Raw genomic sequence first — 16461 nt, 5'->3', positions numbered from 1 at the left:
AGGATGGACGGCATGGAAACGCAGCACGGCACGGCGGCACAGCACGGCATGGAAACGCAGCACGGCACGGCGACGCAGCGGGGCGCCGGTCTGGGCGCGACGATCCGCGCCTGGCGGGAGCGGCTGTCCCCGTCGGCAGCGGGACTGCCGTCGGGCCGTGCGCGCCGCGCGACCGGACTGCGTCGCGAGGAACTCGCCGAGCGCGCCGGTCTCTCGGTCGACTACGTGGTGCGCCTGGAGCAGGGCCGGGCCACGCACCCTTCCGCGCAGGTGGTCGCCTCCCTCGCGGACGCCCTGCGGCTGACCCGCCCCGAACGTGACCACCTCCACCGCATGGCCGGGCTGGCCCCCGCGAACGACGAGCCGGTCCCCGACCGCGTCCCGCCGGGGGTCCACCGGCTGCTGAACCGGCTCGGGGACGCCGCCGTCGCCGTGTTCGCCGCGGACTGGCAGTTGATCCACTGGAACCCGGGGTGGGCGGCGCTGCTCGGCGACCCGGCGGCGACGCCGCCGGAACTGCGCAACTTCGCCCGTGAACGGTTCCCCGTCGGATCCGGGCACGGACGCGTCACACGCTGGCCGGTGCTCGAGGAGAACCGCGACCGTTCCGACCTCGCCATCGTGTCGGACCTTCGCCGGGCGTCCGGCCGCTTCCCCCACGACGCACGCCTGAACGAGCTGATCCGGGTCCTCACCGCGGGCAATCGCACCTTCGCCCGGCTGTGGGCGAGCGGCACGGTGGCCGCGCACCGCGAGGACCACAAGACGGTCGAGCATCCCGCGGTCGGGCACGTGGAAGTGGACTGCGACGTCCTGACCGACGGCGACTCCGAACTCAAGATCGTGATCCTGACCGCGTCACCCGGGAGCACGGACGAGGACAGGCTGCGGCTCGCCATGTCCGCCGACTCCGACAGCAGGCCCACGCCCTCCCTCTGATCACCCGTCACCCGTAGACCCGTAGACCCGTAGACCCGCCGACCCGTCACCGCGCGGCATCCGGTCATCGCGACGGGACGCGCACGGGACGTAGGCTGTGCTCGGCACGGACACGGTGGGGGCGCACATGCGGGTGGAAGAAGCACGGAGTTGGGGGTCGGCCCTCGATTCGGTCGTGGTGTACGCGCAGGGCGCGCTCTGCCGCCGTCTGGCCCGCGGCAGCGTGCCGCCGGACGGGCGGGTACGGGTGACGGGGCTGCCCCGTTCGCTGGACCCCGGCTCGCTGCGGGCGCGCGTCCTCGGCGCTCCCGGCGTGCGTGTCGTCGAGGCCAGGGTGGAGGTCGGGGCCGAGCCGCGGGACGCCGGCGTCCCCGACGCGTTGCGGCGCGAGGTGGAGCGGCTGGGCGACGCGTACGCGGCGGCACAGGGCCGTCGGGACCGGCAGCTGGATCTGATCCGGGAAGTCGCGGCCCTGCACCCGGTCCCGCCGGCCCGCAGGCGCGACGACCCGCACCGGCGCACCCCGGTCGACGCGTGGCTGGAACTCGCCGACTTCGTCGAACGACGGCTGACGGACCTGCACACCCGCCTCACCGAACTCGACGAGGCACTGCGCCTCGTCGGGCACGACCTCGCCGTCGCCACGGACCGGCTGGCCCGCGCCTCCACCGACGTGCCGCCGGCGCACATCGGGACCACGGTCTCCGCGGTCCTCACCCTCGTCGGCGGCACCGGTGACGCGGAAACGGAGCTGGAGCTGGAGTACGGGGTGCCGGGTGCCGTCTGGGTGCCGGCCTACCGTCTCGGCCACCGCCGGGGCGAGGACAGCGGCCGTCTGGTGCTGCGCGCCTCGGTCGCCCAGCGCACCGGGGAGGACTGGACGGGCGTGCGGGTCGCCCTGTCCACCGCCGACCTGCGGCGCCGCACCGGTCTGCCGAGGCTCGGTTCGGTCCGGATCGGACGCCGCCAGCCCGCCCCCGCCCCCTCCGGCTGGCGCGAGCCCCCGGCCGGGCTCGCCGACCTGTTCACCGGATACGACGCCCCGGGCCCGCGTCCGGCCACGGCCGCCGCCGCACCCAGGGGTTCGGGGGCGGCGCCCGTGGCCGGCGCGGCCGACCTCGCTCCCCCGGTCCCCCCGCCGCCGTCCTACGGGGGACCCCCACCCCGGCCCGCGGCGCCCGGCGGCCCGCCCGTCGCCCCTCCGATACCCTTCGGCGGCCCGGTGCCGAACCTCGCACAGCCGGTCGGGTCGCGTCCGGGCGGCTCCCCGCGCAGCGCCGGCAGGGCCTTCGCCGCTCCCGCCGCCAAGGCGCCCCCGGCTCCGGGCCGGGCCGCACCCCCGCCGCCGACCGCCCCGGCGGTCGGGCCGCCGCAGCCCAGCAGCACCGAACTCGACTACGCGGCACTGGTGTTGTGCGGCCCCGACGAGCAGGGCGACCGCCGGGGCCGACTGTTTCCCGACTCCCCCTTCGACCCGGTGGCGGCCGAGCACCGGCGCCGCGCCGAAGCGGTGGCCGCACTGCCGCTGCCCGGGCACGCCGTACGGCCCCGCGAGTCGGCGGGCTCCTTCGACCACCGCTTCGACGCCGCCACCCGCGCCGACATCCCCTCGGACGGCACCTGGCACACCGTCACCGTCGGCGAGATCCCGGTCGGTCTGCGCACCGAGTACCTGTGCGTGCCGTCGGTGGAGCCGACCGTGTACGCCACCCTCGTGCTCTCCAACGCCACCGACCAGGCTCTGCTGGCCGGCCCGGTGGAGGTCACCGTCGACGACGACTTCCTGCTGACCGCCGCACTGCCCACCCTCGCGCCCGGCGGTGCGCGCCGGGTGGGACTCGGGCCGGCCGAGGGCATCCGGGTCACCCGCCGCACGAACCTGCGCGAGTCGACGGCGGGCCTGCGCAACAACGTCACCGTGCTAGACCACCGCGTGCACGTGGAACTGGCCAACCAGCTCGCCGGGCCCGTGACCGTCGAGGTCCGCGAGCCGGTGCCGGTGACCTCCGACCCGGACGTCCGGATCGAGGAACGGGCGGACTGGACGGCACCCGAGGAAGGTGCCGGGTCCGACCGGCACGCACCGGGCACCCGCGTCTGGCGGGTGACGCTGCCCGCCGGCGGCACCACCGCTCTCGACGGCGGCTACGAGATCCGCATCCCGGCCGGCAAGACCCTCGTCGGCGGCAACCGCAGGAGCTGACCCACCCATGTCCACGGCCCCGAAGCCGATCGCCCTCCCCGTCACCGCCGTCACCTGCCTGGAGGACCGCGCCCTCGTCGAACGCGCCGCCGTGCTCGACCTGCGGGCCGGTGTCCAGCGGCTGCGTCTCGGGCCGATCAGCGCGCTGGCCGTCGACCGCACCCTGCACGCCGAACTGACCGCCGGGCACGGCGCGACCGTGCTCGACGTGCGGATCGTCCGCGCATGGACGCCCCGCGGGCCGCTGCCGTCCGCCGACGACGACTCCGCCCTCCGCCACCACGTGCACGCCCTCGAAGAGGAACGGCTCGCCGTCGAGCAGCGCCGCGACCGCCTGCGGTCCCGCCTCGACCTGCTCGGCCGCCTCGCCGCCGACCTGCTGCGGGAGATCGGCGAGGGCGCCGGTCACGGGGAGACCGAGGGACCGCGCTGGGCCCGCGAACTGGACCGGGTGGACGCCGAGCGCGACGCGTACGGTGAGCGGCTGCGCGCCGCGGAAGCCAGGCTGACCGCCCTGGCCGCCGAACTCGGTGAGGCACAGCGGGCCATGGACCTCGCGGAGACGGAACCCGCCGAGCTGGTCGGGTACGTCGAACTGACCGTGGAGGCCGGTGCCGCCGGCCCGGTGGGGCTGCGCCTGACCCACCTCACCCCGTGCGCGCTGTGGCGGCCCGCCTACCGGGCCGTGCTCGACGGGGACTCCCTCACGCTGGAGACCGACGCGATGGTCTGGCAGCGCACCGGCGAGGACTGGTCGGACGTACGGCTGACGTTGTCGACGGCCCGGTCCGCATCGGCCGCCGAACCGCCGCGCCTGCGGGAGGACCGGCTGACGCTCACGGACCGCACCGCGGCGGAGCGCCGCACGGTCGACGTCGAGCTGCGCGAGCAGGAGATCGGCGACCTCGGCCCCGCCCCCGTGATCGGCCTGCCGGGAGTCGCCGACGGTGGCGAGACCCGCGTGCTCAACGCCTCCGCGCCGGTCTCGGTGCCCGCGGACGGCCGCGCCCACCGCGTGCCCCTGTCCTCCTTCACCACGGCGGCGCGAAGCGAGTACGCCTGCGCGCCCGAGCTGTCACCCCTGGTCACCCGCGTCGCACGGTTCGACAACCGCTCGGGTCACGCCCTGCTCGCCGGGCCCGTGGACCTGGTCCGCGACAGCGGGTTCACCGGCCGCGGCACCCTGGACTTCACGGCCCCGGGCGCCCCCGTCGAGCTGGCCTTCGGAAGCTGCGACGACTACCGCGTGGTCCGGCACGCCGAGGAGTCCCACGCCTCCCCCGGCCTGACCCAGCGGACCGTGACCACCCACACCGTCCGGCTGCATCTCTCCCGGTTCTCCGCCCCCGCCGAACGGGCCGGACAGACCGTCGCCGTACGGGAGCGCGTCCCCGTCTCCGAGGTCTCGGCGGTGGAGGTACGCCTGCGCGAGGAGGCCTGCTCCCCCGTGCCCGACACGGTCGACGCGGAGGGCATCGTCCGCTGGGACGTCGTCCTGCCTCCCGGCGGCCGCCGCACGATCACCCTGGTCTACGAGCTGTCGGCGAGCGCGAAGGTGACGGGCCTGTCGGGACCGTGAGGCGAGGGCGCGCGCCCGACCGGCCCTCGTCGGTCGTGAACCGCCCCCTGCCGCGGGGTGACCACGGCGCCGTCACCGCGGCCACGGCCCGCGCTCCCGGCCCGCCTCCGTCCCGGAGCAGGACCAGCGGACGCCCTGCGGGTCGACGACGTGGCGGGGCGGGCAACCGGCCACCGGCCCCGTACCGCCGTCGGTACGGGGCCGGTCGCTCCGGCACGGGCGAGGCCGCCGCCCGGGCGCCGACCATCCTGCCGGGCCGTACGTTGCAACACCGTTGCATGATCCGGCCCGGCCCGGCCCGCGCCGCGGCGCCCCACCGGTACGCGCGGACGCAGGCGGGTACTCCGGGTGCCATGGCCGGCATCGAACTCATCAGCAGCGCGTTCGACGACCACGCCGTTCTGGCGCGCAGGTACGCGTACGAAGGAGAGAACGAGTCCCCACCGCTGGCGTGGAGCGGCATCCCGGACGAGGCGACCGAGCTGGTGCTGTTGTGCGAGGACCCCGACGCGCCGTCGGGCACGTTCGTGCACTGGGTGGTGGTCGGCATCGACCCCCGCAGCGACGGTACGGAAGCGGGCGGGGTCCCGCCCGGCGGCACCGAACTCGTCAACGGCTTCCACGAACAGGGCTGGGGCGGACCGCACCCACCGCCGGGGGACGAGGCACACCGGTACTACTTCCGCCTGTACGCGCTCGGGGAGCCGTGCGTCCTCCCCGAGGCGCCGAGCGCCGACCGGATCCACCGGGCCGTCGACGACCGGCGACTCGCCGTCGGCACCCTCGTGGCGCTCTACCGGCGCTGAACGAGGAACCGGGGGCCCACGGCAGAGGACCGGGGCCCGCGGCAGGAGGGACATCCTTGCCGCGGCCCCGCGTCACGCCGTCACCGTTCGCCCCGCTCACGCCGCAGCCGACGCCCGACCACCAGCAGGTCGACTGCTGCCGACAGGGCCAGAGCCCCGCACAGGACGGCGACGGCGATCAGCGGGCCGCGTCCCGGGCTGTCGCCCGGACCCGAGCGGGCGGCCCACACGGCGAGGACGACGGCCGCCGCGACGAACACCGGCACGAAGACACCCGACAGGAGCAGGCGCAGCGCGAGGGGGCTCTGTGCGGTGGTCGGTTCGGTTCCGGTCCTCGGGAAGCGCCGTCCGATCGTCCCCGAACGCGCACGGCGCGCCCGCCGCTCACGGCGTTCCGGATCCGATGCGCCCATGGTGTTCCTCCTCCGTACCGGTCCGGCTCCCACGTACCTTCCGCGCACGGCGCACCGCGGCGCCGGGCGGCGAGCGGTGGCCGGCCCCGGCGCCCGTCGGCGCCTTCACGTCGTCTCCGGCACCGTGCACCGCGCCGCGCGGTGGGTCCGCGTCCCGACCGGTCACTTCTCGTTGCGGGCCGGAGTCCGAGCCGGTCCCGGCCGCGCGGTCGTCCGGGACCCGGGCGCGGAGCGCAGCCGGTCGTCGCACCACCGCCTGGCCGTCGCGGCGACGTGTTCCAGAGCGCCCGGTTCCTCGAACAGGTGCGTCGCCTTGGGGACGACGTGCAGGGCGTGCGGGCACCGCATCCGCCGGGCCGCCTCCTGGTTCAGGGCCAGCACCTGATGGTCCCGCCCGCCGACCAGGAGCAGTACCGGGACCGTCACCTGCTCCAGGGCGTCCCCCGCGAGATCCGGGCGCCCGCCCCGCGACACCACGGTCAGCACGCGGTCCGGCCGTTCGGCGGCCGCCACCAGTGCCGCCGCGGCGCCGGTACTGGCGCCGAACAGGACGACGGGCAGGTCGTGGGTGTCGGGCCGGGTCCCCAGCCAGTCGATCGCGGCCAGGAGCCGTCGGCCCAGGAGCGCGATGTCGAACCGGTGCTCGGCGGTCAGCGCGTCGTGCCGCTCCTCGCGCTCGCCGAGCAGATCCATCAGCAGCGTGCCCAGCCCGGCGGTGCGCAGCTCGGCGGCGACCATGCGGTTGCGCGGACTGTGCCGGGAACTGCCGCTGCCGTGCGCGAAGAGCACCACGGCCCGCGCCGCTGCCGGGACGACGAGGTCACCGGAGAGCGTGACCTCGCCGGCGGGCACCAGAACCATGTCGGAGGTCATCGGTATCAGCCTCTTCCCCATCGGCCGATGGTGTGGATCGCCACGACCCGGATGTCCCCCACCGCGTACCCATGATGTCGAGGGGAACCCGCTCGCGGGAGCGGAGTTCCCGTTTGGCCGCCGTCCGGGAGGAAACCCCGGACAGGAGAGGACGGCCGTGCGCACGTCCTCGTCCGAGGAAGGCAGGTGGCAGGTCATGCGATTCCAGGACCGTCGCCACGCCGGCCGGGAACTCGCCGCCCGGCTGCTGGAGTGGTCGGCGGACGGTGCTCTCGCCGATCCCCTCGTGCTGGCCCTCCCCCGCGGCGGCGTCCCGGTGGCCGTCGAGGTCGCCCGGGCGCTCGGGGCACCGCTCGACGTCCTCGTGGCACGGAAGATCGGCGTGCCGGGGCACCCCGAGACCGGTATCGGCGCGATCGTCGGGGACGATCCTCCCCTGTTCGACCGACGCTCGGTGGAGATGCTCGGCCTGAGCGAGGACGTGCTCGGCCCGGACGTGACCCGTGAGCGGACCGAACTGCGGCGCCGGGAACGGCGGTACCGCGGCGACCGGCCCGCACCGCGCGTCGCAGGCAGGACCGTGATCGTCGTCGACGACGGGCTCGCCACCGGCGTCACCGCGCGTGCCGCCCTGCGCCACCTGCGCCGGCAAGGGCCCGCACGGCTGATCCTCGCCGTTCCGGTCGGCGCACCCGAGTCGGCGGCGGCCCTGCGCGCGGAGGCGGACGACGTCGTCTGCCTGCACCAGCCGCCGGACTTCCGGGCGGTCGGTCTGTGGTACGCCGACTTCGACCAGGTCGGCGACGAGGAGGTCACGCGGGCCCTGCACGGGCACGGCGCCGGCGCGGGCAGGGGCTGAGGGAAAGGAGCCCATGGTCATGGACCGCGGGAAACGGGACGGCGGCGCGCCGCGGGAACGCGGGGCCGCGCCGGAGAGCCGGTCCTTCGAGGGCCGCGGGCCGTACTCCGAGGAGCACGAGCGGGTCTTCCAGGCGTTGAGCCGTCTGCAGCGGGAACACCGGGGCGAGGCCGTCCACCTGGAGGAGGTGGCGAGCGCCTCGCGCCTGCCGCCGGAGGAGACCGCCGAGCTGCTGCACGACTTGGTGACCGTCCATGGCCTCGCCACCGAACTGGCCGGATCGGACACCCCGGACCTGGGCCCGCGCTTCGGACTCAGACCCCACCTGTGACGGCCCCGACCCGACTCCGTGCGGCCACGGAGAAAGGGGCCCGGCTGATGCCGGGCCCCTCTTCTTGGTAGCGGGGACAGGATTTGAACCTGCGACCTCTGGGTTATGAGCCCAGCGAGCTACCGAGCTGCTCCACCCCGCGTCGGTTCTGCCACTCTACACGGCGATCCGGGCGGGCTGGGTACAGGGGTCAGCCGCGGACGATGTTCTCCGCCTGGGGACCCTTCTGTCCCTGGGTCACGTCGAAGGTGACCGCTTCTCCCTCCACCAGCTCGCGGTAGCCGTTGCCGGAGATGTTGGAGTAGTGCGCGAAGACATCCGGGCCGCCGCCGTCCTGGGCGATGAATCCGAAGCCCTTTTCGGCGTTGAACCACTTCACGGTGCCGCTGGCCATACTGCTGTGTCCTTCGTTCTCGCCGGCGGACGCCGGCTGCAATGGATGTGGGCGCCATCCATGATCATGGATCGCGTCCCAGACCCGTTCTACCCCACGAAGGGCCTCGCAATCCGCACCTGGCGCTCAAAAACTTCTCCATCGTGACCTGTTCTCAGCCGATGGACGGACGGCGACGCCGCGCACCCGCGGTGACACCGTCCGTGGCGGTCAGTCGCCTCCGCCGCCGCCCCCGCAGGACGACCCACCGCCACAGGACGATCCGCCGCCGCACGACCAGCCGCCTCCGCCCCCGTCACCGCCTCCGTCTCCGCCCCAGGACCGGCCCCGCGACCTGCCGCCGCGTCGGCCACCACCGCGTGCTCCCGCGATGAGAATCACGACGAGCACGAACCCTGCGATCATGACGAATTCCACTGCACTCGACCCCCGTGGTCGTCCGGCGGCAACTTCTGCCAGGGCCATGCCCCGCGACGCCCAGGGGTCAAGCGCGTCTTGAGGAACTCCAGAGCTTCGGCGGCCTGCCCGGGCCGGCGGTGACTCAGTCCACGATCGTCACCGTTCCCGGCGTTCCCGGCGTTCCCGCGGGGCGGGCGAGCGCGGCGCCGAAGTTGCCCTCGACCTCCGCCTTCTCGGCCGCGTTCGGGTAGGGGTTCGTGCACGCGACGCCGGCGCTGGAACCCGACATCAGGCTGGTGCAGGGGCCGGGTTTGCGGTCCGGCAGACCGAGAATGTGGCCGAGTTCGTGCGCCGAGATACGGACCGTGTTGTAGCCCTGGTCGACGGCCTGCCGTCCGATGTAGACGGTGCCGTTGCCGAGCGAGGTGGTCAGGGCGCGGGGCCAGCCGTCGTCGGCGAGGATCCGGATGTTGGCGCGTTGCCCGGAGGCGACGGGTCGCAGTTCGACGTTGTCCACGCTCTCGTTCCAGATCGCCGCGCCGCGGTCGACGGCGGCCCGGAACTCCGCGGACGCGCCGGCGTCGTAGGTGACGACCCGGGCCGCGAGGGGCTGGTCGGCGGGGGCTTGCGCGTGGGCCGGGCCTCCGAAGAGGGTGGCGGCCGCCGCGAGGGCGGCGGCCAGTGCCGGGACGCGGGTGTGTGAGTGCATGATCGACCTCCTGTGGGGGAAGGTGGGCGTGCTCATGTCACGTACTGCTGGCCCTCTGCCCACGTCCCGCGACCGTCAATCCGTCATTCGGCGCCGCGCCGCTTGAACAAGGCCCGCCGTCCACGCGTAGGGAGAACCGGGAGCCTCGCCCCCGCGTCATGACAGGCGTCGTCCCGTACCCGGACCGCAGCCACTCAAGGAGCACCGATGACCACTCCGCGCCTCAGCGACCGGCTGACGACGCACCAGCCGCTCGTGCTCGGCCTGTTCCGCATGGTCCTCGGCCTGTTGTTCGCCAGCGAGGGCGCCGCGACGGTCTTCGGGGTGCTGGGGCGCAAGGCCGGTCCGGTGGGCGACTGGCCCTTCTGGTACGCCGGAGTGATCGAACTGGCCTGTGGCGTGCTCGTCCTCCTGGGGGTGGCGACCCGCAGCGCGGCGTTCCTCAGCTCGGGTGTGATGGCGTTCGCCTACTTCACCGAGCACCAGCCGGACGGCCTGTTCCCGTTGCAGAACGGCGGGCTCTCCCCCGCCCTGTTCTGCTGGGGCTTCCTGCTGCTGGTCTTCTCCGGGCCGGGTGCCCTGTCCCTGGCCGCTCCGATGGGCCGGAAGGGGGAACCTCGACCCGCCGGTCGGGGGGTGACCGAGCCGTCCCGGTGACGTCCGCCCCGGTCCCCGAGGCCGCCCCGAAATGCGTTTCGCCCCCGGAGAGCGGGCCCTTAGTGTGGCGCGGTGACGACGACTCGGATGATCATTCTCAACGGTGGTTCCAGCTCGGGGAAGTCCGGCATCGTGCGGTGCCTCCAGGCCGTACTGCCTGATCCGTGGCTCGCGTTCGGGGTCCACTCGTTCGTCGACGCGCTGCCCGCAGAGCTGCAGGCGTCCGAGGCGGGGCTCGAGATCGCGGAGGACGGCCGGGTGACCGTCGGAGCGGAATTCCGGGCGCTGGAGGAGGCCTGGACCGAGGGGATCGTGGCGATGGCCCGCGCCGGCGCCCGGATCGTGGTCGACGAGGTCTTCCTCGGCGGGGCCGGGTCCCAGCAGCGGTGGCAGAAGGCGCTGGGCGACGTGACGGCGCTGTGGGTCGGTGTCAGGTGCGGGAGGGAGGTCGCCGCGGGCCGTGAGATCGCGCGGGGGGATCGCGTCCGGGGAATGGCCGCGTCGCAGGCGGACGCGGTCCACCGAGGGGTGATCTACGACCTGGAGGTCGACACCACGCACACCGAGTCCCTGGCGTGCGCGCGGGCCATCGCCGCCCACGTCCGCTGACCGGCCCCGCCCCCTGCCCGTCCGGCGTGGACGGGCAGGGGGCGGGGCCGGTCGACGCGGTGACGGGCGTCATTTGGTGAGGGGCGCCAGCTTCGGGTCGTTGGCGTAGGACTCGGCCGCGTTCTCCTTCGTCACGATGACGGGCGGCAGGAGGTGGGCCGGGACGACCTTGACCCCGTTGTCGTACGACGTGGTGTCGTTGACGGCCGGCTTGTCGCCCTTCTGCAGGGACTTCACCATGGTGACGGTCTCGGCGACGAGCTTGCGGGTGTCCTTGTTGATGGTGGAGTACTGTTCGCCCGCCATGATCGACTTCACGGACTCGACCTCGGAGTCCTGACCGGTGACGACCGGGACCGGCTTGCCGGCGCCCTTGACCGAGGTGAGGATCGCGCGGGCGAGGGTGTCGTTCGGCGACAGGACGCCGTCAAGCGTCCTGCCGCCGCCGTAGGTCGAGGTCAGGAGCGAGTCCATGCGCTGCTGGGCGATCTCGGCCTTCCAGCCCTGGATCGCGGTCTGCTTGATGCCCGTCTGACCGGACCCGACAACGATGTCGCCCTTGTCGATCAACGGCTTCAGCACGTCCATCGCGCCGTCGAAGAAGACCTTGGAGTTGTTGTCGTCCGGCGAGCCGGAGAACAACTCGACCGTCCACGGGCCTTTCGGCTTCTTCGCCTTCATGCCGTCGACGAGGGCCTGCCCCTGGAGCCGGCCGACCTTGAAGTTGTCGAACGCGATGTAGTAGTCGACGTCCGGGGTGTTGGTGATGAGCCGGTCGTAGGCGAGGACCGTGGCGCCCGCCTGCTTGGCCTGCGCCACCTGGGTGGCGAGCTGCGAGGCGTCGGTCGCCCCGATGACGATCACCTTCGCGCCCTTGGTGACCATGGAGGAGATCTGCGCCTGCTGGTCGGCGACCGTGGTGGAGGCGCCCGCGTACTGCACGTCGGCCTTGAATCCCGCCTCCTTCAGGCCGCTGGTGAACAGGTCGCCGGCGAGGACCCAGTTCTCCGAGGTCTTGGCGGGCAGCGCGACCCCGACGAGGGCGCCCTGTGCGAAGCCCTTGCCGTCGGCGCTGTCGCCGCCGCCGGAGCCCTCGCGTTCGTTGGAGCATGCCGTGCCCAGGGTGAGCAGCGCGGCGGCGCCGACCGCGGCGATGCCCCGGATGATGAGTCTGCGCATGGTGGATCGAACCCTTCGTACGGTGTGCTTGCTGCCGGCTTGTCGCCGGAGAGAGGTACGCCTGTCGGCGGATCGAGGTGCGTCGTGGCGGTGGGGCCGGGGAAGGTGGGGCAGGTACGGCGGACGGCGGTTGCGGGCGGTGGTCCGGCCCCGGTCGCCGGACCGCCGGCCCGGCCGTGGGGTCAGCCGGCGACGGGGGCCTTGCCCGCGTCGGAGGCCGGGGCCGACGGTTCGGCCGGTGCGCGCGGCTCGTCCCGGCGGAACGGACGCATCAGTCTTCCGATGACCGAGAAGCGCCCCTGCCGCTTGTTGTACACGTCGAAGGCGACGGCGAGGAGGAGGACCAGCCCCTTGATGATCTGGACCATGTCGGAGCCCACGCCCTCCAGTTGCAGGCCGTTGTTGAGCAGCGCCATGACCAGACCGCCGACGATCGAACCGCTGACGGTGCCCAGGCCGCCGGAGACCGCCGCGCCGCCGATGAACACGGCCGCGATGGCGTCCAGTTCCCAGCTCAGACCGTCCTGGGGTCCGGAGGCGGCGGACCTGGCCACGAAGATCATGCCGGCCAGCGCCGCCAGTACGGACATGTTCAGCATGACGAGGAAGTTGACCCGCCTGAGCTTCACACCCGACAGCTCGGCCGCCCGGGCGTTGCCGCCGACGGCGTAGATGTGGCGCCCGCCGATGGTGTTGCGGGTGTAGGAGGAGTACGCGAGCACCAAGGCGATCAGGATGATGCCGGAGACGGGCAGGCTCGTGCCGATCCGGCCGCCGGCGAAACGCAGCGTCGCGAAGACGATGACACCGGTCATCACCGCCAGGCGCACCGCCGTGATCCAGACCGGCGCGAGGTCGACGTTCATCTCGTGCCGGGTCCGGCGTGCCCGCCACTCGCGCCACACGACGCCCGCGCAGGCGACGGCACCGAGCAGCAGGGTCAGGTTGTTGTAACCGGTGTCCGGTCCCGCCTCGGGCAGGAAACCGGCGCCGATCTCCCGGAAGCCCTCGGGCACCGGCACGGTGTCGGCGTTGCCGATGTACTGGTTGCCGCCGCGGAACAGCAGCATTCCGGCGAGGGTCACGATGAACGCCGGTACGCCGATGTAGGCGACCCAGAAGCCCTGCCAGGCGCCGATCGCCACGCCGACGAGCAGGCCGAGCACGATGCCCAGGGGCCAGGGCAGGGAATACTCCTGCATGGCCTTGGCGACGACGATGCCGGTGAAGGCCGCCACCGAGCCGACCGACAGGTCGATGTGCCCGGCGACGATCACCATCAGCATGCCGATGGCGAGGATCAGGATGTAGGAGTACTGGCTGACGACCGCGATGAGGTTGCCGGAGGTGAGGGTGAGGCCTCCCGTCCAGATCTGGAACAGCGCGACGATCGCCACCAGGGTGGAGATCATGCCGAACTGGCGGGCGTTGGAGGTCGTGCCTCCGAAGAGGTTCTTCTGCAGGTCTTTTGTGCGGCTCATGAGGCGGGGCTCTTCTTCGTAGCGGTCATCTGCTTCATCAGGAGTTCCGGATCGGCGTCGCGGCGCGGCACCTCACCGGTGACGGCGCCTTCGAACACGGTGTAGATGCGGTCGCACAGGCCGATGAGTTCGGGCAGTTCGGAGGAGATGACGACGACGCCCTTTCCCTGGGCGACCAGCCGGTGGACGATCCCGTAGATCTCGTACTTGGCGCCCACGTCGATGCCGCGCGTCGGCTCGTCGAGGATCAGCAGGTCGGGGTCGGTGAACATCCACTTCGCCAGGACGACCTTCTGCTGGTTGCCGCCGGAGAGCTTCACGACGCCCTCGTCGACGCCGGGGGTCTTGATCCTCAGGTTCCGCCGGTACTCCTCGGCGATCCGGTGTTCGCGGACCGGGTCGATGACCTTGCGCCGGGTGATCTTCGACAGCTTGGCGGCGACCATCGAGGTCTTGACGTCGTCCAGGAGGTTCAGGCCGATCGACTTGCGGTCCTCGCTGACGTAGGCGAGGCCGTGCCGGATGGCGTCCGGCACCGACTTCAGCCGGATCTCCCGGCCGTCCTTGAAGACCCTGCCGGACAGGTAGGTGCCGTAGGAGCGGCCGAAGAGACTCATCGCGAGTTCGGTCCGGCCCGCGCCCATGAGGCCGGCGAAGCCGACGATCTCGCCGCGCCGGACATGGAAGGTCGAGCCCTTGCACACCAGCCGTTCGTCCGAACTCGGGTGCCGTACCGTCCAGTCGCGGACCTCGAAGAAGATCTCGCCGATGTCGGGTGTGCGGTCGGGGAAGCGGCTGTCGAGTTCGCGTCCGACCATGCCGCGCACGATGCGGTCCTCGTCGACGCCGTCGGCCTCGACGTCGAGGCTCTCGATGGTGCGGCCGTCGCGCAGGATCGTGATGGTGTCGGCGACCGCCTCGATCTCGTTCAGTTTGTGCGAGATGATGATCGAGGTGATGCCCCGCGCGCGGAAACCGCGCAGCAGGTCGAGCAGGTGCCGGGAGTCGGCCTCGTTGAGGGCCGCGGTCGGCTCGTCGAGGATGAGCAGCTTCACGTCCTTCGCGAACGCCTTGGCGATCTCCACGAGTTGCTGTTTGCCCACGCCGATGTCCTTGACGAGCGTGTCGGGGTCCTCCTGGAGCCCGACCTGCGCCATCAGTTCCAGGGCCCTGCGTCGGGCGGTCTTCCAGTCGATGGCGCCGTGTCGGCGTGGTTCGTTGCCGAGGAAGATGTTCTCGGTGATCGACATGCCCGGTACGAGGGCGAGTTCCTGGTGGATGATCACGATGCCGGCCTGCTCGCTGGCCCGGATGTCGTGGAAGCGGATCCGCTCCCCCCGGTAGACGATGTCGCCGGTGTAGCTGCCGTGCGGGTGCACGCCGCTCAGCACTTTCATCAGGGTGGACTTGCCGGCGCCGTTCTCGCCGCAGATCGCGTGGATCTCCCCCTCCCGCACGGTCAGGCTGACGCCGGCGAGCGCCGTGACGCCGGGGAAGGTCTTGGTGATCGACCGCATCTCCAGCAGGGCCGGGGCGGCGGTCATGAGCGCGGCTCCGTGCCGCGGAGGGCCCACCGGCCGTTCGGATCCGCGCCGTCGGGCATGCGGCATTTCGTGGACATCAACTTGCCTCCGATGGCACAGCGTTGTGCCGTCGTGTCCGGGGTGTCGTCTGCGGCCGGACACTAAATCCATTTGTTTTACTAAGTCAATGGGACGGTGAGGATATGTTTGTCGGGGGCAATCAGAGAGGACCGCGCGTGCGGCAGGCAGGAACGAACCTTCCCAAGGTCGGCCGGTACAACCGGGCCGTGGTGCTGGACCAGATCCAGCTGGCCGACGGCATCAGCCGGGTCGAGATCGCCCAGCACACCGGCCTCACCCCGCAGACGGTCTCCGGCATCGTGCGTCGCCTGCTCGACGAGGGCATCGTGCGGGAGGACGGCGCGAGCCGCGTGTCCAGCGGGGGCAAGCCCCGCACGACGCTGCGGCTCAACGCGGACGCGGGCAGCGCGGTCGGCCTCCACTTCGATCCGGTCGAACTCAGCTGCACCGTGGTCGATCTGCTCGGCCGGCCCCTGGTCGTCAGGAAGCGCCCCCTCGACCCGGGAAGCGATCCCGCGCCGGTCGTGAAGGCCATGGCCGAGCTGGTCGCCGAGGTGCTGGCGGAGGCGGGGGTCCCACGCGACCGGGTGCTCGGACTGGGCCTGGCCACCCCGGGACCGATGGACCTCAGACACGGGACGATCGTCGGCGCTCCCCAGCTGGCCCACTGGACGCGGGTGCCGGTGCAAAGGATGCTGAGCGAGGCCACCGGCCTGCCGGTGACCCTCGACAACGACGCCACCGCGGCCGCCGTCGGCGAGCGCTGGTCGGGGGCCGGCAAGGGCGTGGCGGACTTCGCCTACTTCTTCTTCGGCACCGGCATCGGCGGCGGGCTCGTCCTCAACCACCAGGTGTACCGGGGTGGTTCACTCAACGCGGGCGAGTTCGGCCACTCCTCCGTGCTGCCCGACGGACCGGAGTGCTACTGCGGCAACCGGGGCTGCCTGGAGAGACTGGTCAACCCCTCGGCGATCGTCGCCGAGGTGCATCGCCGGCTCGCCGCCGATCCCGCCGCCGACAGTGCGCTGAAGCAGGCGTTCGCGGCGGATCCCGCCTCGGTCGACCATGCCGCGATCCGGATCGCCGCCGCCGCGGGGGACCCGGTCGCCGCCGCGGTCATCGACGAGGCCGCGGAACACGTCGCCTCGGTCGCGGTCGACATCGCGAACTTCATCGACGTCGATCTCATCGTCCTCGGCGGCCACGGCATCCAGCACGTGGAGTCGCGTTACGTCGACGTCGTCGCCGACGTGCTGGCCCGCCGCCCGCTGTCACGCCACGTCCGGGTCGTCGCGGTCGAGGCGTCGCCGCTCGGCACGGACGCCGCGGTGGTGGGCAGCGCCGCGCTCGTTCTGCACGCCACCTACTCACCCCGGTTGTCGGCGCTGCTCGCGGACTGAGCACCGTCGGTGTCCGGTCGCGCGGA

The 16461-nt window shown here is 72.7% G+C and carries 16 protein-coding genes and 1 tRNA gene; 9 read left to right on the top strand and 8 right to left on the bottom strand.

Annotated features, from left to right (window positions below; translation table 11 throughout):
• Positions 1-48 precede the first annotated feature (48 nt).
• The 4 genes from AB0N31_RS01365 to AB0N31_RS01350 all read left to right on the top strand — a co-directional run bounded on the left by AB0N31_RS01365 (position 49) and on the right by AB0N31_RS01350 (position 5527).
• Positions 49-939: a helix-turn-helix transcriptional regulator gene (locus AB0N31_RS01365; protein WP_366056311.1), complete on the top strand. Its 891-nt coding sequence runs from the start codon at positions 49-51 to the stop codon at positions 937-939.
• A gap of 127 nt (positions 940-1066) precedes the next feature.
• Positions 1067-3142 carry a DUF4139 domain-containing protein gene (locus tag AB0N31_RS01360; protein ID WP_366056236.1) on the top strand — a complete coding sequence of 692 codons (2076 nt, stop codon included), beginning with the start codon at positions 1067-1069 and terminating at the stop codon, positions 3140-3142.
• 7 nt (positions 3143-3149) lie between these two features.
• Positions 3150-4721, top strand: a complete 1572-nt coding sequence (locus AB0N31_RS01355) for a DUF4139 domain-containing protein (RefSeq protein WP_366056235.1) — start codon at positions 3150-3152, stop codon at positions 4719-4721.
• A gap of 353 nt (positions 4722-5074) precedes the next feature.
• Complete coding sequence (locus tag AB0N31_RS01350) at positions 5075-5527, top strand: YbhB/YbcL family Raf kinase inhibitor-like protein (RefSeq protein WP_366056234.1); 453 nt, start codon at positions 5075-5077, stop codon at positions 5525-5527.
• Positions 5528-5607: 80 nt separating this feature from the next.
• Here the strand turns inward: AB0N31_RS01350 and AB0N31_RS01345 are convergent, their stop codons facing one another.
• Both AB0N31_RS01345 and AB0N31_RS01340 read right to left on the bottom strand, forming a co-directional pair.
• Positions 5608-5940 carry a DUF6343 family protein gene (locus AB0N31_RS01345; RefSeq protein WP_366056233.1) on the bottom strand — a complete coding sequence of 111 codons (333 nt, stop codon included), beginning with the start codon at positions 5938-5940 and terminating at the stop codon, positions 5608-5610.
• 162 nt (positions 5941-6102) lie between these two features.
• Positions 6103-6813 (bottom strand): alpha/beta family hydrolase, encoded by a 711-nt coding sequence (locus AB0N31_RS01340; RefSeq protein WP_366056310.1) that lies wholly within the window; start codon positions 6811-6813, stop codon positions 6103-6105.
• 196 nt (positions 6814-7009) lie between these two features.
• Between AB0N31_RS01340 and AB0N31_RS01335 the strand changes: the two genes are divergently transcribed.
• A complete protein-coding gene (locus AB0N31_RS01335; protein ID WP_366056232.1) occupies positions 7010-7672 on the top strand; it encodes a phosphoribosyltransferase family protein in 663 nt (220 codons plus the stop codon).
• 19 nt (positions 7673-7691) lie between these two features.
• Positions 7692-8003: a hypothetical protein gene (locus AB0N31_RS01330; RefSeq protein ID WP_366056231.1), complete on the top strand. Its 312-nt coding sequence runs from the start codon at positions 7692-7694 to the stop codon at positions 8001-8003.
• A 65-nt stretch (positions 8004-8068) separates the two neighbouring features.
• Here the strand turns inward: AB0N31_RS01330 and AB0N31_RS01325 are convergent.
• The 3 genes from AB0N31_RS01325 to AB0N31_RS01315 form a co-directional block, all read right to left on the bottom strand.
• Positions 8069-8145, bottom strand: a tRNA-Met gene (locus AB0N31_RS01325).
• Between the two features lie 48 nt (positions 8146-8193).
• Positions 8194-8397 carry a cold-shock protein gene (locus tag AB0N31_RS01320; RefSeq protein WP_073499692.1) on the bottom strand — a complete coding sequence of 68 codons (204 nt, stop codon included), beginning with the start codon at positions 8395-8397 and terminating at the stop codon, positions 8194-8196.
• 541 nt (positions 8398-8938) lie between these two features.
• Positions 8939-9505: a snapalysin family zinc-dependent metalloprotease gene (locus AB0N31_RS01315; protein ID WP_366056230.1), complete on the bottom strand. Its 567-nt coding sequence runs from the start codon at positions 9503-9505 to the stop codon at positions 8939-8941.
• Positions 9506-9712: 207 nt separating this feature from the next.
• On the opposite strand from AB0N31_RS01315, the gene AB0N31_RS01310 reads away from it, so the two are divergent.
• Together AB0N31_RS01310 and cpt are read left to right on the top strand one after the other, a co-directional pair.
• Positions 9713-10162 (top strand): DoxX family protein, encoded by a 450-nt coding sequence (locus AB0N31_RS01310; RefSeq protein WP_366056229.1) that lies wholly within the window; start codon positions 9713-9715, stop codon positions 10160-10162.
• Between the two features lie 87 nt (positions 10163-10249).
• Complete coding sequence (gene cpt, locus AB0N31_RS01305) at positions 10250-10771, top strand: chloramphenicol phosphotransferase CPT (RefSeq protein ID WP_366056309.1); 522 nt, start codon at positions 10250-10252, stop codon at positions 10769-10771.
• A gap of 69 nt (positions 10772-10840) precedes the next feature.
• Here the strand turns inward: cpt and AB0N31_RS01300 are convergent, their stop codons facing one another.
• The 3 genes from AB0N31_RS01300 to mmsA form a co-directional block, all read right to left on the bottom strand.
• Positions 10841-11950: a sugar-binding protein gene (locus AB0N31_RS01300; protein ID WP_366056228.1), complete on the bottom strand. Its 1110-nt coding sequence runs from the start codon at positions 11948-11950 to the stop codon at positions 10841-10843.
• A gap of 182 nt (positions 11951-12132) precedes the next feature.
• Positions 12133-13431, bottom strand: coding sequence for a multiple monosaccharide ABC transporter permease (gene mmsB, locus AB0N31_RS01295; RefSeq protein WP_366056227.1), 1299 nt, complete (start codon positions 13429-13431; stop codon positions 12133-12135).
• Positions 13428-14975: a multiple monosaccharide ABC transporter ATP-binding protein gene (gene mmsA / locus AB0N31_RS01290; protein WP_366056226.1), complete on the bottom strand. Its 1548-nt coding sequence runs from the start codon at positions 14973-14975 to the stop codon at positions 13428-13430. The genes mmsB and mmsA overlap by 4 nt, the downstream gene beginning before the upstream one ends.
• Positions 14976-15190: 215 nt before the next feature.
• On the opposite strand from mmsA, the gene AB0N31_RS01285 reads away from it, so the two are divergent.
• Positions 15191-16435 carry an ROK family transcriptional regulator gene (locus AB0N31_RS01285; protein WP_366056225.1) on the top strand — a complete coding sequence of 415 codons (1245 nt, stop codon included), beginning with the start codon at positions 15191-15193 and terminating at the stop codon, positions 16433-16435.
• Positions 16436-16461: the final 26 nt, after the last annotated feature.

Source organism: Streptomyces sp. NPDC051051, from assembly GCF_040682975.1.
Lineage (GTDB): Bacteria > Actinomycetota > Actinomycetes > Streptomycetales > Streptomycetaceae > Streptomyces.
Note: the sequence above shows the minus strand (reverse complement) of the source record. Positions and strands in the feature narration are given on the sequence as shown.